The following is a 23,235-nucleotide window of genomic DNA, read 5'->3' on the forward strand; positions in this document are numbered from 1 at the left end:
AGGATTCTATTTGTTTAATATTAATTACGAAATACGAATTATTAAAATATATCTGCTGGGTCTGCCAAATTAAGTTTACGCATAGCGATCGCCCCAGAAATTATACACATGACAATTGTCAAGATTAAAACTTGAACTATACGCTCAAAAGTCAAAAATAGTGGTAATTTTGTTGCCGTTCGAGTCAGTGTATACATACAAAAAGAAATAATACAGCCAGGAATATAACCAAGTATTGCTAATATCAATGCTTCTTGAAATACAACAGATAAAAAATAGATATTACGAAATCCCATAGCTTTGAGCGTGGCATATTCGGCTATGCGATCCATAACATCGCTGTAAATAATTTGATAAACAATAATTACACCAACCAGAAATCCAATAGTCACACCTAATGAGAAGATAAAACCAATTGCACCACTCTCTTGCCAATATTTCTTCTCGAAATCAATAAATTCTTGACGGGTGAAGACTTTTACATCATCTGGAAGGTAAGCTTGCAAAGCTTTAACTACTACATTGGCATCACTACCAGCTTTTAACTGAATTAGACCAATATTGACTTCACCTGCTTGCTGTGTTGAAAAAACTCGCAAGAAATTCTGGTCGCTGGTGATTAAGCTGGCATTGGCTACAAAAGATGCACCTACCTCATACAAACCTGCAATTGTAATTTTACGTGCTTGCAGTTCTGTGGTAACGGGTTTCCCTTGAGCTACTTGAGCGATCGCTTCTTGATATTTACCATTAGCATTACGGTCAAATAAAAAAGTATCTGGATATTTAATCAGATCCAAATTTTGATTGACTTCTGGCAAATTGAATGCAGGTTTTTCTGGGTTAAAGCCGATAACTAGAATTGATTCATCAAGCTTAGTTTGCAAGCTTTTCCAAACTCCCAAGCGGATATACAAAGGATTAACTGACTCAACATCTGAAAGATTCGCAGCTTGAAATAAACGCCGACGAGGAAAAGAACCCAGAAGTCCCAAGTTCTGTGCTTGGCGGCTAATCACCACCAAATCTGTTTGTAAGAGTTCGTGAAAGCGCGTATTACTGTCATATAACGCAGATTGAAAACCCAACTGCATCAACATTAGAAAAACAGCAAAAGTAATTCCACAAAGAGCAACAATAAAACGTCCCCTTTGCTTCATTAGTTGTAGCCAAGCTAATGGAATCTTGCGTTTAAACATAGGGATTGGGGGTAAGGAGGACAGACGCGATTAATCGCGTCTCTACGGACTCTTCATAAATCAATTTCAACGTTGACCTGAAGGTTTGTGAGGCTAGCTACTTGTCTACTAGAAGCTTTGTCTAAACGAATTTTGGCTTCAATGACTCTGGCATCTGTTGCCGCTGTTGGATCGGTGTCTAGGACATCTTTTTTAGCTACTGTTAAACCAATGCGATCGACTTTTCCGCTTAACTTGCCAGGAAAGGCATTGCTGAGACTGGTAATGCTGGCAGTTTGACCGGGGCGAATCTTGGCAATATCACTTTCGTAAATTTCTGCTATGGCGTACATTTGCTCGGTTTGACCGAGTTCCACAATTCCCTCGTTGCCTACTGTTTCTCCGGGACGAGCTTGAATTCGCAGAATTTTTCCAGCTTTCGGCGCTCGGACGTATGCCAAATCCAGTTCGGCTTGAATCTTTTCCACTGTAGCCACCGCACTATCTACTTCTGCTTGTGCTGTTGCTACATCCACAGGACGTACTTGGGCTGTTTTTTCCCAGGTGGCTTTGGCTTCTTGAATCTTGGCGGCAAGTGTGAGTTTTGTTCGTTCTAAGTCTGCTTTAGCACTATTTAACTGCTCTTGGGCAGTTCTGAGAGCAAGTCTGCGACTATCGAGTGCTGAAGCTGCGATCGCTCCTTCTTTGTAAAGAGCTTGATTGCGATGAAATTCAATGTCTGCGTTCTGTAACTCTGCTTCCAAGCGAGCGATAGTGGCTTTTTGGCTTTGGATTTCGCCTGCTAACTCTGCTTGCAAATTCTTCACGTTTGCTTGTATGGCTGCTAATTCGGCTGGTTTTGCCCCTGCTTTCACCTGAGCTAGACGCAATTGGGCGACTTGGACTTGCTTTTGGGCTTCGAGCAAACTGGCTTGCAAACTATTGCGGTTATCTAAAATCGCAATTATTTGTTGCGATCGCACCGAGTCACCTTCATTGACTAACAATTCAGTTACGCGACTACCACTGCCGATATTAGGATTAGTTGGAGCAGAGATTTTAATTACTTCACCGACTGGCTCTAATCTTCCCAATGCATTAACTTTGGAAGCAATTGGCCGTCTAACTTGTGCCACTGCTATAGAACGTTTAGTAGTAGCGGATATCCGAGCTAAATAAAACACTCCTGTCCCGATTCCCACTATACATACAATAGCCAAAGTAACTAACCAACGCAAATTGGGTGGCAATAGATATGGTTTACTAATTTTCTCAGAATCTTGCAACATCGTTTTTTGAAATTTCCTCACGAGGAATATTTAATGAGTTTGAATATAAGTTCTATTCACATTTGTCTGTGCAACTTCTTCGTACTTGAAAAAGCCAGGATTGAGTATCCCGTTAGGGTCATATTTCCTTTTAATTTCATTGACTTTAGACCAGTAATTACCAAATTGGAGTCGCCATCGTGGCAAGTCAAATTCTGTCCAAGTAGCCATATATCTTTTGCCACCCATTTGAAAACCAAGGTCGGTAAGTAAATTTAACTGCTCTACGACAGGCTTTACCTGTGATTTAGGAATAGTAGGATACATTCCCAACCCAATAATTAACTCTTCATCAGGTAAAGGAAACATCGGCATTTTAGTATTGCCAGAAACTAGACAAAATGAACCTACAGGTACAGTCCGGAAGTCAATAAAAGAAGGTAGACGTTCGAGAGCGATGTCGATATATTCTTTAGCCACAGACATTGGTAGCAGAACGTCTATCCAAGAGTTAGCAGTCTCTACAGGATGAGGAACTTGTGATATTGGTTGAATGAATTTATCAAAATTTAGTTCTTCAGTGTAAATGTGACGATAATAATTTAATTCAGAAAGTATTTTATGTTCCTTTATCTTATTTAGATTATTTACTTCTAAAGTAAATTGCATTCTGTAAAACCACTGGATTAATGGCTTAATTCTCTTTTCACTTCCCCTAGAAAATCCGAGTAAGCAAGGAGAAAATAAAGATACTAAACCATCAATAAGACCTTCTGAGATTAAGAATACTTCATCATTCAAGAGATGCTCTAAGTCGTCATAGCAAAGGAAATAAGTGCGAGTAAAAGGACGGAACTTTCTCAGTCGGTTTTGTACTTTAGTGATAATGCCGAACTGCCCATAACCGCAAAGAACGTGATAGAAAAGTTCGCTGTTTTCTTCAGGCGTACACCAAACAATATCTCCCGTTCCGGTTACAACTTCTAAACCCAAACAATTATCAGCTTGAGAACCGTAACGAAAAGAACTCAAACCTAAACCACCTGCGGAAAGAGTACCTCCTAAAGTTACTTCAAAGTTATTTGTTAGAACAGGAGGAATTACACCATGTGGTATTGAAGTATCAACTACTTGCTTCCAAGTAACACCAGCATCAGCTTTGTACCAAAGTTTATCCAAGTCAAACTCATGAATTTGATTTAGATTCCTCATATCTAAGAGGATGCCATCTTGGTTTAAAGATTGGCCGCTTAATGAATGTCCTGCCGCTCGTGATGAAATAGTTAACTCTTGGTCGGCAGCATACTTAATAGCTTTAGCAATATCAGTAGAATTTTGAGGGCGAACAACAATTAGAGGCTGTTTTTGAATAATGTTGCCAAAATCCTGAGAAACTTCTCTTAAATCTGCTTCTTTATTGCTAACCTCACCTTCTATAAGATGATTTAAATCTGAGAGAATGCTATTCATGTAGCTTCAAAAAATGGTAAAGGATAGTTTGAATATATCAATCTCTTTAGACAGGATGATGTATTCCATTAATTAATAAACCGCATAGCGAGCATCTTGAAACCAATTTTAATTAAGCTAGTAACCAATGCAGCTACCTTGGAAATATGATTTTTTAGCTTATAAAAAAAACTCTGCTTATCCGTACTTGATGCCATTACCTTCTTTGCAGGTCTTTCATACTTAAATACACAAACACAGCTACCTTCAGCTTGTTTACTAAGAATTGCAGCCTTCATACCAGGGAAAGCTCTTCTAGTTGCTTCCTGTTCCATTTCACAGAAGACACGACACGGATTATCGAAACCATATTCTTTAGCGATCGCTAAAACTGGGCACACTCTTTGAATTTCTAGTGCTGCATCTATTTCATTTTGAGAAATATCAACTATTTCCATAGCAAAGCCCATCAATTCTAATAAAGGATCTGCTTTCTTAAAGCCTTGAGCTAGGGTATTATCCTCAATAAAAGTTCCCATTAACGCCTGTTGCTGCTGGGGATATTTTTCCATCATTTTTTCAAAAGCGGCTTCATCTCCCAGTTCTTCTACTAGGACTTTATATCTTTTAAATCTATTTCTAAATAGTTTCATGGCTTTAGATTCATCAATAGTGATGATATCTTCCATACGTAAGTTGCCTGTAACTAGTTCATTTTCTGTTTTCATTTCTTTCTGATTCTCCACTATCACAACTAGCAAATCATTAAAATAATTCGTAATTCCAATCACTCACGAGAACTAAAGCTGTAAAATCACATCAACAATTACGAATTACCCTTCGGGTGACGCTCGTACCTCGCTAACGCTGCGCTAACGGCAGTTTGCCAACGACGCAAAGCGCCAAGACGGCAACTGCCTCACGAATTACGAATTATCTACTGGCATACACACAAAGCCAAATTATTCCGAGTAGCACATATCTACAAGCATTGACACAGATTAATACAATATCTATTTCGAGTTCGTTCGTTATAGATTCGTTGTACTGTCTCGTGAATTTTACTTTTTGTTGCCTCACATCCACCGATTTTGTTTTTCTCATTTCACTTCCCAATGAGTATGTTCTCTGCTTAATCTGGCTTCAATTCCAAATAACAATCTGGCTGGAAAAATTTATAGCCATTCTCTAGGATTTTTAAGTACTTCTTTGAGCATTGCTTCTTGACTACCAGGGGCAGGTTGGTCGTCATATTCCCAACTGGCAGCTGGAGGCATACAGTTGAACACGCTTTGCTGCTTGACCATACCGCTTGCTAGACCAAAACGAATACCGCGATCGCAAGATAAAATAAACTCCACATAGCGCCCACGCACCAGACGCTGCCAGTACCTATTCTTCTCTGTAAAAGGCATATCTTTACGTCTTTCTACAATCGGCATATAGGCCGGGAGAAAAGCTTCGGCACAATCTTTCACAAATGAAAGAAGTTTTTGGGGATTACCTTGATTGAGATGGTCGAAGAAAATCCCGCCTATGCCTCGACGTTCGCCACGATGTGGAATGTGGAAGTACTCATCACAAGACTTTTTAAAGCGGGGATAGTAAGAAGAATCGTACTTGTCGCAAACCTCTTTATGTATCCGATGAAAATGAACAGCATCTTCTTGGAAAAGGTAAGCCGGTGTGAGGTCTGCTCCACCTCCAAGCCACCAATAAACTGGTTTTGTACCGTTATCAATCTGGAAATAGCGGTAGTTAACATGAGCGGTAGGAGTCATCGGGTTATGAGGATGGATAACAAAGCTAGACCCTGTAGCAAAGAAACGGTTGCCTTTATTGCTAGTTATTCGATCTGCTACTTCTGTGGCGAGTGCTCCTGATTGCTGGAAAGACGTTCCAGAAGGTAATTCACCCTCTATCGCTACATAGTTAACCCCTACCTTTTCAAAGACATTGCCATTGTGCAAACACCGATCGATATAGATGGTGTCTTCGCTACTTTCGCCAGGTATCCAGATACCTTTGCGATCGCGAGTCCAAGACTGTTCGGCGAACCCTTTTCCATCTAGCGTTTCTAGAGCCTGACAAGTGTTTTCAAACATTTGTCTGAAAGACTTGTCGATTACTCCGCGCATTGTTGATGGTTGTGTCACCGATTTTTCTAGGACATGGCTCATAGTTATCTCCTCACTCACTATTGATTAAGTCTTTGTTGCTATGCGATAAGCCACAAACATGTTAGTTAGAGAACTCCAAAAAATAAATTATTCCGCTTAAAGTTGTTGACTGTTAACTGTTCGCAGTCAACAATAATAAAGGAATATTTTTTTGCTTGGAAGCCCCTTACTATTTAGTTTTGTCATTAATACTGTGAATCTAAAATCTCACATCCAAAATTTTTAGAAGATACTGTTAAATGCTTTTGAAGAAATTGGCGAAAAGTAATATCTAAAGCATCAGCAGCAACGTGAAGTTCTTCTGATATTTTGGGCATTGATTGAGAATCTAAAGTTGCAACTACTACTGTGTCTTCTTGGGCAAGTTTATGGTCGAGTTTTCTAAAGAAAACATCCAGCCAAGGTATAGGTAAAATATTACGATACAAAACGCGTTTGACTAAAGTATTTTTGTCATCAATAGGAAGATGAGCAACTAAAATACCAAACTTGATATCAAACCTCTCACCTCTACCTATCCTTATTTCCGCTAACGTAACATTGGGTAAGTAGAAAGTCAATTTTGTTTGCAATTCTGGGCGACCGCCAAGTAATAAATTTAAAAAATTTTTGGAATTACCTAAAGATTCATAATTAACGTTGGCAACTGCACCCCAATCGTATTTATCAACTTTATACTTAATAGTTTTATTGATGGGAATTCTCTGACCAAACGATTTTCTATGCACTGCGATCACATGGGTAAAGTCAAGATTAGCCTCCATGAGACGAGCATAGTTAGCATTATCTATACCCTCATCGTAAACAGGCCGCATAGTCTCAACCATGTATTTTGGAAAAGTTGGCAAAGAAGGACGTTTTTCTTCTGGCAAGTCTCCATAAAATAGCCAAACAAAACCGTATTTTTCCTTCACTGGGTAGCTATCTAAACTAGCTTTTTGAGGAATAGGTGTTCTGGGCGCATTGGAGGGTATTTCAATGCATTGGCCATCAGCTTGAAATTTCCATCCATGATAGGGACAACGGATACAGCCGTTTTCTACCCAGCCAAGAGATAAAGCAGCACCACGATGGGGACACTGGTCTTTCAACGCGATGATTTGTCCTTGAGAGTTGCGGTAGAGAACAAATCTCTGATTGAACATCCCTATTTGCTTGGGTTTATCAGTAATTTTTGAGCTAAATTCACAAGCATACCAGAAGTTTTTCAAAGTATTCACCTCCTATTTATTGTCTCGATAGTTGAATAGTGAATTGTGCTCCAGATTTGTCTTAAACAAAAACATTCTTTAGAGAAAAATACTTGTCTTTGTGCTTTTCCTCGCGCGAAGTATAGTATTATCGCTAGGCTGCCATAATACTCATGCAATAAGTCTATTTTGGGATTTTAAAATTTACTCAGTATTAGATTGCAACCAGACATTTTGTATTTGATGCTATGTAGTTCGCAGTTAACACAAATACAAGAAATCTTTTTCAAGATGCTGGAGAAAATATCAATCTAATTCATTAACGAAGTGTAAGAAAGTGTACTTTTGAGTTATCTGATGCAGTTTTATTAGGCTCTAAACCCCAACCCATAGCTAAATATTTCTGGCGAAGCTTACGATAAGCAATAGTTAAAGCATCAGCAGGAACGTGAACTTCGGTTGATAAAGTATCAGGGATTAATTTGGGATGTTGGGATTCAGTTACTACCCTATCTTCTAAACCAACTTTCTGGTGAAACTTCACAAATATCCTATCTGCCCAAGAATAGGTAAAAAAATTGCGAAATTGAATTCGTTTACTAATGGTCGTGTTGTCATCAACAGGAATATGGACAGCATAATTAATCATTTTGCCACGACCAAAGTCACTTTCAATCTTAGTTATGTTGGGAAGATAAAAGCTAGTTTTTGCATTTAACTGTGTGCGGGCTGGGCGAAAGAATGATTTAAATATACCATTCTTGGGTTTAGTGTAATTTTTGTATGTAATTTTGGCACTTATACCCCAATCTTCATCTCGAACTACATACTCTTCAACTCTTGGATCTTGTGCGAATCCAGCGCCAAAAGAATTAGCATGAACTGCATACAAATGAGCCGGGTCAAGAGCGTTTTCTATGACTCTGGTATAGTGAGCTTTCATTTCATATTCTAAGTAAATCGGATGCATTGTCGGGTCTTGATATTCTGGCAATGGAGGAATTGGTGGGTACTGTTCTTCTGGCAAGTCTCCATAAAACAGCCAGACAAAACCATATTTTTCCTGCACTGGATAGCTGTCTACACTAGCTTTTTTAGGGATGAGCGTTCCAGGTGCATTGGAAGGAATTTCGATACATTGACCATTCGCCTGAAATTTCCATCCATGATAGGGACAACGGATACAGCCGTTTTCTAGCCATCCCATAGATAATGCAGCACCACGATGAGAACACCGATCTTTTAGCGCTACGACTTGTCCTTGCAAATTGCGATAAAGAACAAATCTCTGATTTAACATCACAATTTGCTTGGGCTTGTTGGTAATAGCTGAACTAAATTCACAAGCATACCAGAAGTTTTTTATCACACCAAAGCTCCTACTATCCTAGATAAACAGGTTATTTGAAAGCGACTTTTTAACGGAAATACGAATCTCTAACTCAGTTTCTATGTTTTTGATATCAGGTGCGTTCGGTGCTGAATATAGATTAGCCCTCGCTTCAGTAGTTAGCATCACGGCTAAAACCGAATCACGCTCAAACATATCCTGAATAATGCGTACAGGCTATTTGCAAAGAATGGGGTTTACAAATATCGTCTGTGGTTTGTTGGCAAACAATCATCTAGTTTCACCTTGAACTACAAGCCGCGATCGCACGACAGTTAAGTTAAACTCAGCTCAGTTTGGCTTTGTTCGCTGATTTCGATATTTATTTACCCCTGGCGACACTTTCTAGCGTCTATTGCTTTTGTTATGTGTCCGTCTTTGGGTATAGATGATAGCATACCAATGCACCAGTTGATTAGTCAACCAATGTATAATTTTGCTCTATGAACCATTGCACTAATAAACTAGTGAATAAGTTCATAAATCGGAGTATAGTGTGGCACAAGGAGAATCTTCAATCAGGGTTTACCTATCGCCTGAAATAAAAGACAGGTTTAAAACAGTTTGCTTTTTTAAAGGACTCAATATGTCTGACGTTTCAGCGGAACTCATTGAAAATTGGTTAGCCAAAAATGATATAGAACTGCCAACCTCACAGAAAAATTCTTCCACTCCTAAAAGTAAACTCTCTCCAAAGCAAAAACAGTGAAGGACGATTATGACTAGAGAACAATTAGTCCTCCTAGAAACTAACCAAGACGACAGTAATTTTTTTACTAACAGTAATCGGGTAGTAGGAGGGAAAAAATATAAGTACTATTAATAAACTTTGCTTTTAAAAACAGCTATGTTTATATGTCAATTGCAAGTAGCGATCGCGTACATCATATCCATACAACCAAATTCTCTTTTGGAGTTTGACAGTTGTTTGGCAACTCGCGTTGATTTAGAAAAATTGTTAGTAGTTGGTAAAATATATTACCCCTAACTAATATAGGAGATTAAGGGTTTAGGGAGTAGGTTTTAGCCATATTCATTGCCCAGTCTCTAATTCTCAGTACTCAGCCCCTACTCCCTAATTCTTAATTATGCTTAAATACAAATCTCTCGATTGCAAAATATTACACACACTCATCTTAACTATTAGCCTAGCCACTATTTCCCTTTTACCAATTCCATCCTCACTAGCAGAAACTTCCTCAGTACCCCAGCCCTCAGATGCTCCTTTGGAACTAAACTTATTGACTAAACCAAAGGGTGCTGTAATTACAGCTAACACCATTGACCCAAAAGGATTAACAGTTCCTAGTTTATGGTGGGCACAAGAAAACTCAGAAAACAAACTCTTAGATAACTGGATAGCATATCCAGCTTCTGCCAAAGAAGCTAGTCGAGTAGACCTGATAGTAAATCAGCAAATCTGGAGTTTACTAAGCTATCTAGAACGCTACAGCTTTGTGAATCGCTTGGGTAGTTTAGCGCGTAAGGACGGTTATAACGTTCGGATTTTCAATTATCAACAAGAGTTGCTAGCAACTTACACCTGTAACTTTCAATTAGCCCCGGCGTTATGTAATATCCGCATAAATGCTCAGAATAGGTTAGGGTTAGGGAAAAAGTGAAAGGGCGCAAGGCTTTGCATTCGTGCTATAAAGTCTGAAATTTCAGACTTGAGCCTTTATGCTTTTTTGATAGAAGAAAGGCAGGAGGCAGAGGGCAGCTATGCTGAAGGAAGAAAAAGGTACAAACCTTGATGCCACTTGCTATATGCCGGGAAACCCGTCCACCGCAGTGGCTCCCCCTTGTAGGCAAAAAATCAAAAACATTCTTTGCGAGATGCGTAGCACGAGAAAAGATACGTCCATTATCAAACGTCTTCCCTTTATGGGAGAGGTTTCCCTTCTGCCTCCTGCCTCCTGCCTTCTGCCTTGCCGCTTTTGGCGGCTTTGATTTTAGCGAATAAAGATTCGTACTGTTTTGCTGCTGATGGAACTAAGGGAAGCAAAAATTCACTTTTGGCGAAAACTTCCCGATTACTCTCTAAGAGATTGCGTAAAGGTTGCTGAATATCAGCAGCGACAATGTTTGTAGCAATGGGCGAATTACTTTTGGTCAGCAGAGAAATTTGTTTAGCGATGTTTGGTTGCCAACAAAAATCAATCCATTGGGATGATAAAGCATCCTTGGCAATACCTGTAGGACGTACCCATAAATCTGCCCAGATTGCTGTTCCTGATTTGGGAATAACAGCGGTAAGTTGCGGATAACGCCCTAAAATTGACACTACATCGCTTGACCAACCAACTGCTAGCCAAGTATCCCCAATAATTAAAGGTTCGAGGTAGGTGTTAGAACTGTAGAATTTTACTTGTTGGTTTAATTTCTGTAGTTCTCTTTCTAGTTCTGGGACTGTATCTAGATTCTCTGTATTGTATGATTTTCCTAGTTTCTTTAAGGTTAGACCAATCACTTCTCTAGGTAGGTCTAGTAAGGAAATGCGATCGCGCAGTCCATCTCGCCACAGATCGCTCCAATCCTGGGGCTTCCATCCCAATTTTTGGAACTTGTCACGATTGTAAACTATTACCGTACTACCCCAACGGTAAGGAGCAGCCCAAATTTTTCCCTGAGTATCTAAGTTGCCTTGGTCGTTGCGCGTTACTAGTTTCTGCCACCTTTGATCCACAGTTGACCACTGCTTAATTTCTGCTTCTTCCAATGGTTGAATTAATTTTTGCTCAATCGCGGCTTTGAGCCAATAATCCCCCAATGTCACGAGGTCGGCTACCGCAGCAGTATGAGATTGCCCAAATGGGATGAAGCGAGTCCACGCCTGCTTATTGTCTGCTTTTGGTTTTTCCTGCCAAACTTGCAATTGCTTAAATAATTCTCGTATCTGCTCCACAGGGGCAAACTTTAACTGTACCTTGTGTGGCAAACTTTGCTGAAATTGATTAACTACCTGACCTGGAATAGAACCTTTGAGTAACTGCACGTTGAGTTTCGCTTGGTTTTTACCACCACACCCAACCAGCAGTTGTGAAAGTGCCAGTCCGCCTGTACCTAGCAAAAAAGACCGTCGATCCATTGATTTTGGATTTGGAATTGGAGATTTTAGACTATACATATATATGTAAGCAAAGGAAGACCAGGAGTTGAAGCACTGGAAAAGTTAAAATTCTGTTGATTTTTCCAGCTAAGGTGCAAATTTACCCGAATATGCTTTTATACCACTTTAGGCAGATATAGCAGTCTTATTTTATTCAGGTAGACAAAGTTTTTTCGGCAGTCAAAATATAGGTTGACAAGTATATAAGGGTAGAAATTATCCTACTAGAAATACTAGTAGGATAATTTAGAATTTCTTTAGATTCTTTTTGTTGTTTTTCTTTTTGTGCTAGCAGCAATAAAATGTAGTAATTATGTCTAATTTACTGTTAAGCAGCCTCTTTGCGCTGTTTTCTTGGAATTGAGCGATAAAGCCATCTTAATTAAATATTTAAGATTAAAAACGGATTTGATTTTTAATTTTGAATTTTGAACAGCCGCTCATCTGCCACTTGGATTAATTGTCACAGTTTGCTCATAGCGAGACTTTGAGTTGTTTTTACTGATATATACCTTATGCTCATAAGTGCTGATAGAGTTAGATTTAGCTGTTAATTCCGAACAAATGGGAAATGGTAGCTAGATTTACGTGTTTTTCGGAAAATAACTGCTATTAACTTAATTTTTCTCAATACTAAGCTGAAATCATACTCTTGAAAAATATTGAGTTATATTTAAAAGTAATTATTTAGATATCGCATTACCACAGAATATTTGAAAAATTAAATAATCCATAAGTATGGTTAACTTTGTAAGTAAATTGAATAACATAGAGAAAATATGCGGATGAGGGTATTAAATGGAGCCACTACAAAATCAGATTTTGACTTTGAGCCAGAAACTGGATGCCCTCTATCAAGTGATTGAGGAGCTTGACGGTAAAGTTGCTCAAGCTTTTTCAGAATGCTCTTTAGCAAATTCCCAAGCAAAGGAAAATTATTTGGAAAATAGCAATACAAGGAGCTATCAGTTAAAAGCACATATGAGTTCTTATGCGGAATTAGAACATAAGGATGTTTTAATAGATGGCATTTATCCAGACATGAATCGTCAAGGTGGAGAAAAGAACTTGACCCCAGAAATTCAAATACAACGACTGACAGCCCAATTAACAGCAGCATATAATCGCATTGCCGCTTTAGAAGAACAATTGCTTAGAGAAAGAATTCACTAATTAGTTTTATAGCCAATATACCTAAGATTTACCGGGAGCTTGCAGAGTCCGGTACTTTTATTATTGACTATTGACCGCAAAAGGGACGTAAAAGTATGAGGGTGTAGGGTGTAAGGTAAAATCTTGCATAACCTTTACATGCACTACATGTTCAAGCTTCTTAAATTAAAGCGCGAGATTAATAACATCATTGTACTAAACCGCCTCTACCTGTTGAAGAAACTGACTTAGAATACCTACACCCATACTTATACCCCTATCTACAGATTTGACTAAGCCGCTCAAGTTGAACTTCAATGGCTGTCAAAAGTTGGTGTTGCGACCAATTGTGACTGAGATGGGCGGCTATGCAAGCGGCTCCAGCGCCCATACCTTCTTTTACAAAGCCCTGCTCATAAGCTTGGAGTTGGGGGTAACGAGAATTAGCAAAACTTAGTTCAGTCGCCAGTAGGGGAGGATTTTTGGCTCCTAGGCTGAGAGCTAAATCTACAGTACCACCAGTTGGGTCTTGTGCTACCCAGCGAGTTGTACCTATAACAACTTCTGTTGGTTGCCAAGATAAATTATAAACTTGAGCGATCGCACTCGTTAATGCATAAACCGCCAGCATTTGCGTACCGCCTGCCAGCATAACACCACAACTGCGACTAGCAGCGATCGTCATCCCAGCTACCACTACTTGCATCGGATCGCCCACAGCAGAAACGAGTTGTAGAGGGTCAAATAGAAGTGATGAGGGAGATGAGGAAGTTAATTTATCTCCCCCAGCCCTCCACCTTTCCAGCCCAGCTTGCACGACTTCCCACTTTTGCGCGTGGTTACAAATAGGGTGGCTGCTATTGACTTTCCCTGCTGCGTTTATACCCAAACCAGTTAAAATTGCTAGGGCTGTTGTGGTTCCCCCAACGACGCACTCACCTATAATCAGATACCCTTGTGAGATATTGGCAGCAAGGCGTTCTCCCCAAAGCAATCCTTGCTCTAGTAGGTGGCGTACTGTTGCTAGTTCCATAGCAGCACCTTCACTTAAACATTTAGCAGGAGTACCACCCAAATCAATTGCTGGCACTGCTAGTGGCTGTGATAAGCCAGCATCAAATAAATAAACTGGAATATTGAGTGCTTCCACCACAGCACGAGAAATCAGCACGGGTGAAGCTCCAGCTGTTAGTGGTGGTAGAGGATATTGGGGTTTTCGTTCCGGGCCATAATATAAAAACTCGGCATCAGCACAAGCAGTATATTTTCGATCCTCAGGAGTAAGTCCAGCCGCTGAAATCCCTGGAATCAACCCTGTTTCGGTAAAACCTAAAACACAGGCAAACACGGGTAAATAGCCGCGATACTTCGTAAGCCATTCTTTACCCTGTTCTATTTGAGTATAAATATTAATCATAAGTTTTTTGTTAGTAGTCAGTTGTCAGTTGTGTCTTGTTGTCACTGACCACTAACTACTGACCGCTGACTAGCTTTCATAATCCATGAGAACTTGTACCCATTGTGGCGGACGGGGGATGGGATTTCCTAGGCGGTCTAAAAGTAACCATGCTGCAATATGTACCACAAATAGATAGATAAAGTTATTGAGGACAATCAAGGCAATGGCTCCTATTTGAATCAAAAACACGCTAGGAGTAGCTAATAATTGCAGCTTCAGAAATACCCATTCTGTAATTTCTGTGACTTGGTTAATTACATAAATCCATAGGTCTTCACTCGATAACACAGACAGCAACCACATCCGAAAAAAGAACCCCAAAGTGCCTAAAAGTGTGCCCAAGGTAATGGAAACAATCCAGGGAACGCGACGATACCAAGTTGCTCCTAGCAGCACGCCCATGAAAGCATAAGGCATGACAAACAGTAAACTGCGGACTGGCCCCATCAACACCGACAGCAGCAACCCAGAGGTAACTGCCGCCATCCATGCTGCTCGTTTGCCCCAACGGAGGTAAACTAGAGCGATCGGCACAGGAAAAAATATCCGCAAAACTGGCCCCAAGGGAAAGTAGTAATTAATAAACCAAATGAGGCTGGCAGTACTGGCTAAAAACGCTGTTTCTACCATCCTCAAGGGAGCCTCAACTTTCATCTGTGGAGGCTTTAACTGCTCTTGCCGATCTGACCTTTGATTTAGGGGAGTTGGAGATTCAGGAGATTTGTCTTGTTCTGGCTCGTCTGGCAGCGAATCTAAAATGCTCATCTTGGACTTGTTAAACTATCATTCTTTCTAAAGCTGATAGATCGGGAATACAAATTGTGTCCTGATCCCGTCTAATCAACCCCTTTTTTTCTAGCCTTGTCAATACTCTTGTAACTGTTTCTCGCGCTAGTCCACTTAAACTACTCAATTCTCGTTGAGGTAAATTAGGAATTTCGGTTCCTGTCTGTCCCTGCTTGCCCTGTCCTTCTGCTAAAAATAACAACGTGTCAGCCACCCGCGACTGACTGTCAGATTCTCGCAGGCGCAGTCGCCGATTTACTTGCCGCAAGCGTCGTGCCATCAATTGAGACAATCGCACTCCCGCCATAGGTTCTGTCTGAAGTAACTTGACAAAATCCTGAGAGGGCATACTACCAATTACTGTGGCAGTTAAGGTAATTACATCGGTGGAACGAGGAACTTCATCTAGCGCTGCCATTTCACCGAACAATTCCCCCTTGCCAAGAATATTCAGTGTCACCTCTTTCCCTTCCATATTGTAGGTGCGAATTTTGACCCATCCATCAACGATAAAATAGACCGAACCACCCCAGTCATTCTCTAAGAGAATTACTTGATTGGCTGGGTGCGTGCGGGTAACAAGATTGGTAAGAGCTATTTCTACAACAGGTTCTGGCAACCCTTGAAAAAAGGGAGCTGAGAACATCCAGGGATTAGTCGGTGCTTGCAAGCTATATCGGTCTTCCATTACGACATCTTAATTAAAGCTGCTATCTATAAAACAAACAAGAGCGCTATATTCAGCCTAAGCTATCAAAGCACAGCCCCCTTCAAAAATAAAACTACGTAACACTAGAAAACGACCAGAGCGTTTTTGGCAACCAATCTTCATTTAATAGGGGTTGAAATTACGTCAACCTTGAGCACACAGCAGTTTATCCTCTCTTAGAGTATTATTTGGGTGTCAAATGCAAAGATGATTACTGAAAATATATGTAAACAACATCAATGATACTCAACGTAGTTAATTTTTGCTAAGGTAAAATTTTTACCTGTTGGCGTTAATAGAGAATCAAGTAAAAAACCCATCTTGCCATTCAGTTACTCTTTGGCTACATTAATTGCTCGTGTAGGTGCAAAGAGGAGGATATTTGTCTTGTAGATTCCGGTGTCTGTCACCAAGATTTGTCTATCTCAGACTATTTGCTTGGCTGTTGCATTTTTTGATTTTTTTGATAAAGATGAAGCCGATAGACTATGACATCGCCTGTATGGTGAAAAGGCACAGCGCCCGAACGACCACCTTGTGCTGACAACTGCAAAATACTTTTGGTATTTCTAGACTTTAAACTAGCTCTCAAGCTAATTTTTTCAAAGGCGCTGATTGGCGATCGCTACGACTCCCAGTAAGCCAATTATTACACTCAGGAGTCCAAAGAGCAGCTTTTAAAATTCAATACTTTAATAATTGTAAAGTAATTCCCACACCAGTTAACGTACAGTTCTAGCTAAGGTAATTTAAAGTGACTTCCCGCGAAGATGAAATAAAAAAACTGATCGCAGACATTGACAACTTACTTAGTAGTGGCAAGCGCCTGCCTAAGCTTCTTTCTAGCCAGGGATCGGAACCACGAGAGGTTTTAGAACGCATCCGTACTTTTTTGGTGCAGCTAAACCAGAGTCAGGCACTAGAAAACGATATTCAAAAGTCCGCCGAACAGCCACAACTATCGCCTTTGTTGACAAAATTTGCCGATCGCGGTTCTAACCAATCTTCGACACAAGAACAAAGTAATTTTATACCCCAAGAATTAAAAAGCGAATTGTCAGCATTTCTCCAGCCTCTGCAAGCGGAATTAACGGCGATGTTGCAAGAGCGGGCTACTCTGGCGCAAGAAATTAGGCAACTAGAGCAAAAGCGATTGCATCACTACTCCTTAAGCCAGCAGTGGGCAAACCAAGAGCAGATGATTTCTGAATTCTTACAGGTACTTACGAATCGCCTAGTACCAAATTTAACACCCCAACTAACAGAGAATTTAGCAAGTCCTAATCATTCTGCCAAAGCCAGCGATGTCTGGCAACAAGAAGCTTTGCGTCTAAGCAATCCAGAACTAACGACTCAACCATTCTTAGAATCATCAGAGCAGGCGCAACGCTTAACACAGCTAGCTAAAGAATTAGATCGGCGTTTATTATCGCTGGATGGCACTGTTAATGTTGTCTTTGACGCATTACAGCGCAATATTAATACATATCATGAATCTTTATCTCAAGCACTAGCCAGAATGCACAGTACGGGAGTGCAAGGCGAGCAGCTGATGGCAAGCTTTCTTAACAATTTGACACAGTATTTACAGCAACAATCTCTGAATCTTCAGCCTGTCTCAACAGGAGAGAATGAAACGCAACTGCGATCGCCATCTTTGTTAACTAAGGCAAATGCTGTTACTCCAGAAGCCGTAAAACCAGATCCAAGTACTGAAGTTGTCAGCCAAGTGTCATCAAGCGAGGCAGAGACTTTATTTGCACTTGCAAGCGATCGCGAAGAAAATACATTTGTCGATAGCGATCGCCTGTTTGAACGAGAAGACGGGGATATAGCAATTGAAGAAGACCTAGATGCAGTGCTTTTACAGCTTGGTATAGATACACCTTTCTCTAGTTCCGATTCCACCACCGTAGAATTATCACCCGATATAGAATTAGTTGGTGATGAAGTAGACTTACTTTATGCCAGTTTGTTCGGTACTGCTAGCTTGGCTAACTCTAGCCAAGTCGACCAAAATGTGGCAAAAGAGGACTTATCTTCTTCAAATATTGCCGACACTACGACTACTCCTAGCACAAATCTCAGAGAAACAGAGGATGTATCGGCAGCTATCCCCAGTACAGCACCTTTAGAGAATCCCGTAGAACAAATAGATGCTGTAGCTACACCAGATCCTTGGCTGGGAAAATCAGATGCAGGTCTTCTGAATTTGAGCAACACAAATCTTTCAGAAGCATCAAATGATTTAACACAACCCACATCTTTATTAGAATCATGGCAAGTATTGTTTTTTGAGGAAAATCACCCAGCTACACCTCCAGGTCTTTCTAGTTGGCAACAAGAAGCAAATTTAGCTACAGATAATATCCAATTTCAGCCCAGCAATGCTGATACAATTACAACTTTGACCGATTTATTAACTGATGTAGAAACAGAGGAACAGTTGTCAGCAGTTGCTGCTGATTTAGCAGCCCCTCTAACACCAATGCCAACAATTGCCCAAAACTTGGAAGAAGTAGAGATTAACAACGACGAAAAGCAAGAGCAGTTGTTAGATAGCTACATTTCCGCTTCACCTCAAGAAAATTTACTCTCGCCAGAAATCAACCAACCAACAAATGTACCTGATATTTCTCTGGACGAAGAGCAGTTACAGCAATTGCATCAAGATTTGGCAAAATTTGACGAACAGCTAGACTTTTTCGCGATAACTGGTAGTACTGATGATTTAGCTGATGATTTCTCACATTTGCCATTAGAATCTCTCAGCGAACAACAAAATGGTACTTTCTCCCCTGCGGAAGTCTCCAAAATTGCGCCTATATCTTTACCGCAAACAGAAGCTGACTTAGACTTTAGCCCCACAACTGAAAAAAAAAAGGAAGTTACAACTTCTGGGGAAAACAACTCCATCATTGCAGATTCCCCCTCGATAAATAATCTGCTTGACTCAGTTTGGTATTTAGGAATTGATTTAGGGACAACTGGGATTTCTGCGGCACTTTTAAATCGCTCAACTTTTGTTGTTCATCCCATCTACTGGTCAGCAGAAAACCAACCAGGAGGCACTTCCTTCCAGCAATCTTTTCGTTTGCCAGCAGAAGTTTATCTGCCGGCTGCTTCTGTACCTCACACAGAGACACAAGCGACACCAAAGAAAAATCTCTATTCAGCGCAGTTAAAACCGTATTTACAGGTAGCTATTCCCTATAAAAGTAGACAACAAAAGTGGGAACCCGTACTGCAATTCAATGAATTTTCTGCGGGGCCTTTGATTTGGGTAGTGCGATCGCTCTCGAAACTGCTGTTAACCTTGAAATCAGACCGCCACAGCACAACTCAAGGTTTAATTGCTACAGCTATTGGTGTAGAAGCACAGACTTTCCATCAAATTATCAATAACATAGCTGGTATCATCTGCACCTGCCCATCTAACTGGTCGGAACAATATCGTTTCAACGTGCGCGAAGCTTTACTCACGAGTAAATTAGTTCAACATCCACAGCAAGTCTTTTTTGTGGAAGAAGCGATCGCGAGTATGCTGAGTATACTGGATGGCGATAACGGCGAACCAGTCCAAATCAGCGATCTGCAAGGATTGCGTCCGGTCAATACTAGCGATCGCCCTTTGGTAGGTAATACCCTTGCCATTAACATTGGGGCAACCACCACAGAAATGGCATTGGTCGATTTGCCAGAAAATTTGCTGCAATTAACGCATCAAGATTTTATGCTGCATGGCTTTGCCTATGCCAGTAAAGGAATTGAGCAGGATATTATTTGCCAATTGCTGTTTCCCCCAAAGTATCAGCGATCGCGTTATGAAAACCAAGCTGATGACACAACTACTAGTAATCCTTGGCAATGGCAACCCGCTTTTGCTGGCTTAGACCAAATGCGTTGGCAGAGTTTGGGATTGGAAGCATTAGATTTACCCAGAGTCGGCGAACCAGACATCACAGATCGCATTCGCCTCCAGCAACGCTTAGAAAGCTCTTTGTTGGGACAAGCTGTATTAGATGCAGCCCTAGCTCTGAAGCTGATTTTACAACACCAAGATTCTTTTACTCTCGAATTGGCCGATCGCCGCTGGGTGTTGCAGCGACGAGATTTAGAAAATCAAGTATTTGTTCCCTTTGTGCGCCGCCTCAACCGCGAACTCAATAAATTATTGGTAGCGCGGGGGATACCCACAGAAGCAATTAACCAAGCTGTTTTGACTGGTGGAGTGGCTTCTTTAGGAGTTGCTAACAATTGGCTGCGGCAAAAACTTCCCAATGCCAGGATTATTCAAGATTTGTATCTCGGTGAAAATGGCGCTCCTAATTGTAGTCGAGTTGCTTATGGTTTAGCGATGCTGCCTCTGCATCCCCAGGTTTTAGAAGAATCTAGACAACAGTACACCGACTATTTCCTGTTTACGGAATTGTTAAGGCTTTTACCCAACCGCACCTTATCTTTTAACGAAGTTCTGCAACTGTTTGAAAATCGTGGCATCAATACTAGTATTTGTCAGCAACGCCTGTTGGCTTTCTTAGAAGGTGAATTACCTCCAGGTTTGATTCCTTCGACTCTAGAGACTGCTGCTTGGCTTGCCCAGAGTTCTGATGAAAATCCTGATTACCAAGCGATCGCTAACGCACCACTTTTTGAAAAACAAGGGAATCTTACCTATCGTCCCAATTCCCAACAGATGTTAGCTTTGCGTCACTATTTGGATGCCATTAAAGCTAGTATTCAGCAGTCGCTGGAAGAACCTTATATTGTGAACTTTGTCTCAGAAATTTCTCATAAGACCTGAGTTAGATCGCTCAAGACACCTTTAATAGACCTATGAGCAAAAAGAACTTTTGCTCATAGGTGGGAAAAGAAACTCATGTTAAAGGGGAAAGGTTTATTATTTTCCCTTTCCCCCTTTCCCCGACTTCTGCAAGAAGTTGAATTAGCGTGCGCGTTAGCACAGCATGTTATGTTTTTATTTTAGGGAAAAATACGCAAAATTTAAAATACTCTAGTTGAATTGAAAGATTGTGTAAACTTTAAGATTTGTGTTGTATCTATATAAAAAATTTGTCTATATTATCACTCAGTACAGAGCTTGTATCAAGCAATAAACAGTAAATCAGTAAAAATTAAAAATTATGTCCCTGCCCACTTTTACTTCTAATAAAAGAGGTTGTGCTGTGGATAATTTAGCCATATTAACTTATCTTGATTCAGTTAATTTTTCCCAACAACCTCTACATCGTTCAACTGCAAGTGTTACAAAACGCACAATCGATCTTCTAGGAGCCGTTGTTGGGTTGATAATTACAGCCTTAATCGCAATTCCAGTCGCAATTGCTACTTTTATTAGTAATCCCGGGCCGATATTTTATTCTCAAATTCGCTGTGGTTTAAACGGAAGACCCTTCCGCATCTGGAAGTTTCGTTCTATGGTAGTTGGTGCTGATAAACTCAAGCATCTAGTCACAAATCAAGCCAAAGGTCATATTTTTAAATCTGTTGACGATCCGCGGATTACACCTGTAGGTAAATTCCTACGGCGCACTAGCTTAGATGAATTACCTCAATTTTGGAATGTTCTCATGGGGGACATGAGTTTAGTTGGTACTCGTCCGCCCACTCCTGATGAAGTCATGCATTACGAACCACACCACTGGGAAAGATTACGAGTCAAACCAGGCATGACCGGTGAATGGCAAGCTAACGGCCGTTCCAGCATCAAAGATTTTGAAACTATTGTGAGTATGGATGTTGAATATCAGCGTAAGTGGTCTGTAGCTTATGACTTGCATTTGATATTAAAAACTATTTGGGTGGTGTTGAAAAAGAGTGGCGCTTATTAGTTATTAATCAGACCGATCAAAATTCAAAATTAAGAATTTCAAATTTAAAATTTGGGTATTTTTAATTATGAATTTTGAATTAAGTAGGTGGACATAATTAAATGTAAAATGTCAATTTGTGAAACCCTATTATCAACTGGCTTTTCCCTTCTGCCTTCTGCCTTCTGCCTCCTGCCTTCTACTTAAATACTTTAACCTTTGACTCCACTACCAGTTTCTGTAGGTACGATATAGCGCTGTAAAAATAGAAATAATATTAGTACTGGCAGCACAGAAATTATTGAACCAGCCGCAACTAAACGCCAATCCAGAGAAAATGTCCCTGCCAGTTTTGCTACGCCCAAGGGAAGTGTGTATAAGCTTTCATCTTGAATCACAATTAAAGGCCAAAGAAAGTCACTCCAAGAACCGATGAAGACGAAAATAGCCAGAGTGACTAATGCCGGGCGAATTGCTGGTAACATCACATGCCACCACAAACCTAACTCCGAACTTCCATCCATCCGTGCAGCTTCTTCTATTTCTTTGGGGACACCCATAAAAGCTTGTCGCAGTAAAAAAATGCCAAAGGCAGAAGCTAAACTAGGAAAAATCATTCCCCAATAAGTGTTTCGCAAACCTATTTTGACTGTCAAAATATACAAAGGAATCATGACAATTTGAAAGGGAATCATAATTGTCGAGACGATCGCAATAAAAATCCAATCCCTTCCTGGAAATGACAATCGTGCTAAAGGATACGCTGCTAAAGCACAAAACAAGAGATTCAAGCCTACGGTCAGCACAGCCACCAAAGTACTATTGTATATGTACTGCCCAAAAGGTAAAGATTGCCACACCCTAGAAAAATTTTCTACTGTCGGCTGACTTGGTAACAACTGCGGCGGTGACTGAAAGATACTTTCTGTTGGCGATTTTAAAGCCGTACTAACTAGCCACAGCAACGGGAAGAGCATTATAAGAGCGATCGCTCCTAAAACTACATAAATAAACACAATATTCAGTTGGGAATTGCGCTTGAAAATATTCATAAATAACCTGAGTTTACTGATTTGAAATCTAATTATAAACCTGGAAATTACTTAATCAATGAATCGGCAATTTGGCAATAAAAATATATAAAATTATCCTCTTAACTACTTGCTTTTAGTATTGAAACATCATAATATAGTAAAAGAATTGCTATAACAAAAGGAAATCCTGCAAAAAATAAGCTGAGAACTCTCCAACCTACAAACCTAATTTGAAATACAAGTTTTGTAGACGTTTGTTCATAAATTCCTATATCTGAACGAATAAAAGGCAGAGAAACTAAAAGCAACATCATACAAGCTGTAATTAGAGAAAAAATCCACTCACCAAATTGAGAATAGGTATTTTGCTGCATGAGATTTAGAGTAATATTATGTTCGGTTAAAGACTTCTCATGATGGCTGTCGTTAAGACATACATAATTTTAAATAATAAGTCATATTATCCGAACATAATATAATCATTAATTGAAGCAGTTTCA

At 40.1% G+C, this 23,235-nt stretch carries 19 protein-coding genes; 6 read left to right on the forward strand and 13 right to left on the reverse strand.

The window, feature by feature from the left end; all coding sequences use genetic code 11:
- Positions 1-41 precede the first annotated feature (41 nt).
- From devC to I8752_RS38350, 7 genes are all read right to left on the reverse strand, one after another.
- The gene (devC, locus tag I8752_RS07060) at positions 42-1,199 is read right to left on the reverse strand and encodes an ABC transporter permease DevC (protein WP_214431597.1); all 1,158 of its coding nucleotides are present in this window, start codon (positions 1,197-1,199) and stop codon (positions 42-44) included.
- Positions 1,200-1,252: 53 nt separating this feature from the next.
- Complete coding sequence (locus I8752_RS07065) at positions 1,253-2,467, reverse strand: ABC exporter membrane fusion protein (RefSeq protein ID WP_214431598.1); 1,215 nt, start codon at positions 2,465-2,467, stop codon at positions 1,253-1,255.
- 30 nt (positions 2,468-2,497) lie between these two features.
- Positions 2,498-3,916 (reverse strand): FAD-binding protein, encoded by a 1,419-nt coding sequence (locus tag I8752_RS07070; protein ID WP_214431599.1) that lies wholly within the window; start codon positions 3,914-3,916, stop codon positions 2,498-2,500.
- Positions 3,917-3,984: 68 nt separating this feature from the next.
- Positions 3,985-4,686 (reverse strand): helix-turn-helix domain-containing protein, encoded by a 702-nt coding sequence (locus I8752_RS07075; protein WP_318780822.1) that lies wholly within the window; start codon positions 4,684-4,686, stop codon positions 3,985-3,987.
- Between the two features lie 384 nt (positions 4,687-5,070).
- The gene (gene hemF / locus I8752_RS07080) at positions 5,071-6,075 is read right to left on the reverse strand and encodes an oxygen-dependent coproporphyrinogen oxidase (RefSeq protein WP_214431601.1); all 1,005 of its coding nucleotides are present in this window, start codon (positions 6,073-6,075) and stop codon (positions 5,071-5,073) included.
- 185 nt (positions 6,076-6,260) lie between these two features.
- On the reverse strand, positions 6,261-7,286 hold the full coding sequence (locus tag I8752_RS07085; RefSeq protein WP_214431602.1) for an aromatic ring-hydroxylating dioxygenase subunit alpha: 1,026 nt from the start codon (positions 7,284-7,286) through the stop codon (positions 6,261-6,263).
- Between the two features lie 298 nt (positions 7,287-7,584).
- Positions 7,585-8,634, reverse strand: a complete 1,050-nt coding sequence (locus I8752_RS38350) for an aromatic ring-hydroxylating dioxygenase subunit alpha (RefSeq protein ID WP_214431603.1) — start codon at positions 8,632-8,634, stop codon at positions 7,585-7,587.
- 517 nt (positions 8,635-9,151) lie between these two features.
- On the opposite strand from I8752_RS38350, the gene I8752_RS07095 reads away from it, so the two are divergent.
- From I8752_RS07095 to I8752_RS07105, 3 genes are all read left to right on the forward strand, one after another.
- A complete protein-coding gene (locus I8752_RS07095; protein WP_214431604.1) occupies positions 9,152-9,364 on the forward strand; it encodes a plasmid partition protein ParG in 213 nt (70 codons plus the stop codon).
- A 138-nt stretch (positions 9,365-9,502) separates the two neighbouring features.
- Positions 9,503-9,643: a hypothetical protein gene (locus I8752_RS07100; RefSeq protein ID WP_214431605.1), complete on the forward strand. Its 141-nt coding sequence runs from the start codon at positions 9,503-9,505 to the stop codon at positions 9,641-9,643.
- Between the two features lie 100 nt (positions 9,644-9,743).
- Entirely contained in the window at positions 9,744-10,277 is a 534-nt protein-coding gene (locus I8752_RS07105; RefSeq protein WP_214431606.1) for a hypothetical protein, read from the forward strand.
- A gap of 260 nt (positions 10,278-10,537) precedes the next feature.
- On the opposite strand, the gene I8752_RS07110 is transcribed toward I8752_RS07105, so the two are convergent.
- On the reverse strand, positions 10,538-11,743 hold the full coding sequence (locus I8752_RS07110; RefSeq protein WP_214431607.1) for an extracellular solute-binding protein: 1,206 nt from the start codon (positions 11,741-11,743) through the stop codon (positions 10,538-10,540).
- Positions 11,744-12,562: 819 nt separating this feature from the next.
- Here I8752_RS07110 and I8752_RS07115 point away from each other — a divergent pair.
- A complete protein-coding gene (locus tag I8752_RS07115; RefSeq protein ID WP_214431608.1) occupies positions 12,563-12,937 on the forward strand; it encodes a hypothetical protein in 375 nt (124 codons plus the stop codon).
- 256 nt (positions 12,938-13,193) lie between these two features.
- Here the strand turns inward: I8752_RS07115 and cobT are convergent, their stop codons facing one another.
- The 3 genes from cobT to I8752_RS07130 all read right to left on the reverse strand — a co-directional run bounded on the left by cobT (position 13,194) and on the right by I8752_RS07130 (position 15,849).
- Positions 13,194-14,333 (reverse strand): nicotinate mononucleotide-dependent phosphoribosyltransferase CobT, encoded by a 1,140-nt coding sequence (gene cobT, locus I8752_RS07120; protein WP_214431609.1) that lies wholly within the window; start codon positions 14,331-14,333, stop codon positions 13,194-13,196.
- A gap of 69 nt (positions 14,334-14,402) precedes the next feature.
- The gene (locus I8752_RS07125) at positions 14,403-15,140 is read right to left on the reverse strand and encodes a DUF2232 domain-containing protein (RefSeq protein WP_214431610.1); all 738 of its coding nucleotides are present in this window, start codon (positions 15,138-15,140) and stop codon (positions 14,403-14,405) included.
- Between the two features lie 10 nt (positions 15,141-15,150).
- Positions 15,151-15,849 (reverse strand): Crp/Fnr family transcriptional regulator, encoded by a 699-nt coding sequence (locus I8752_RS07130; RefSeq protein ID WP_214431611.1) that lies wholly within the window; start codon positions 15,847-15,849, stop codon positions 15,151-15,153.
- A 775-nt stretch (positions 15,850-16,624) separates the two neighbouring features.
- Between I8752_RS07130 and I8752_RS07140 the strand changes: the two genes are divergently transcribed.
- Both I8752_RS07140 and I8752_RS07145 read left to right on the forward strand, forming a co-directional pair.
- Positions 16,625-20,674: a hypothetical protein gene (locus I8752_RS07140; RefSeq protein ID WP_214431613.1), complete on the forward strand. Its 4,050-nt coding sequence runs from the start codon at positions 16,625-16,627 to the stop codon at positions 20,672-20,674.
- A 340-nt stretch (positions 20,675-21,014) separates the two neighbouring features.
- Positions 21,015-21,722 carry a sugar transferase gene (locus I8752_RS07145; RefSeq protein WP_214431614.1) on the forward strand — a complete coding sequence of 236 codons (708 nt, stop codon included), beginning with the start codon at positions 21,015-21,017 and terminating at the stop codon, positions 21,720-21,722.
- A gap of 191 nt (positions 21,723-21,913) precedes the next feature.
- On the opposite strand, the gene I8752_RS07150 is transcribed toward I8752_RS07145, so the two are convergent.
- Both I8752_RS07150 and I8752_RS07155 read right to left on the reverse strand, forming a co-directional pair.
- Complete coding sequence (locus I8752_RS07150; RefSeq protein ID WP_214431615.1) at positions 21,914-22,753, reverse strand: carbohydrate ABC transporter permease; 840 nt, start codon at positions 22,751-22,753, stop codon at positions 21,914-21,916.
- Positions 22,754-22,854: 101 nt separating this feature from the next.
- Positions 22,855-23,109: a hypothetical protein gene (locus I8752_RS07155; protein ID WP_214431616.1), complete on the reverse strand. Its 255-nt coding sequence runs from the start codon at positions 23,107-23,109 to the stop codon at positions 22,855-22,857.
- Positions 23,110-23,235: the final 126 nt, after the last annotated feature.

Origin of the sequence: Dendronalium phyllosphericum CENA369 (genome assembly GCF_016056275.1) — a bacterium.
Lineage (GTDB): Bacteria > Cyanobacteriota > Cyanobacteriia > Cyanobacteriales > Nostocaceae > Dendronalium > Dendronalium phyllosphericum.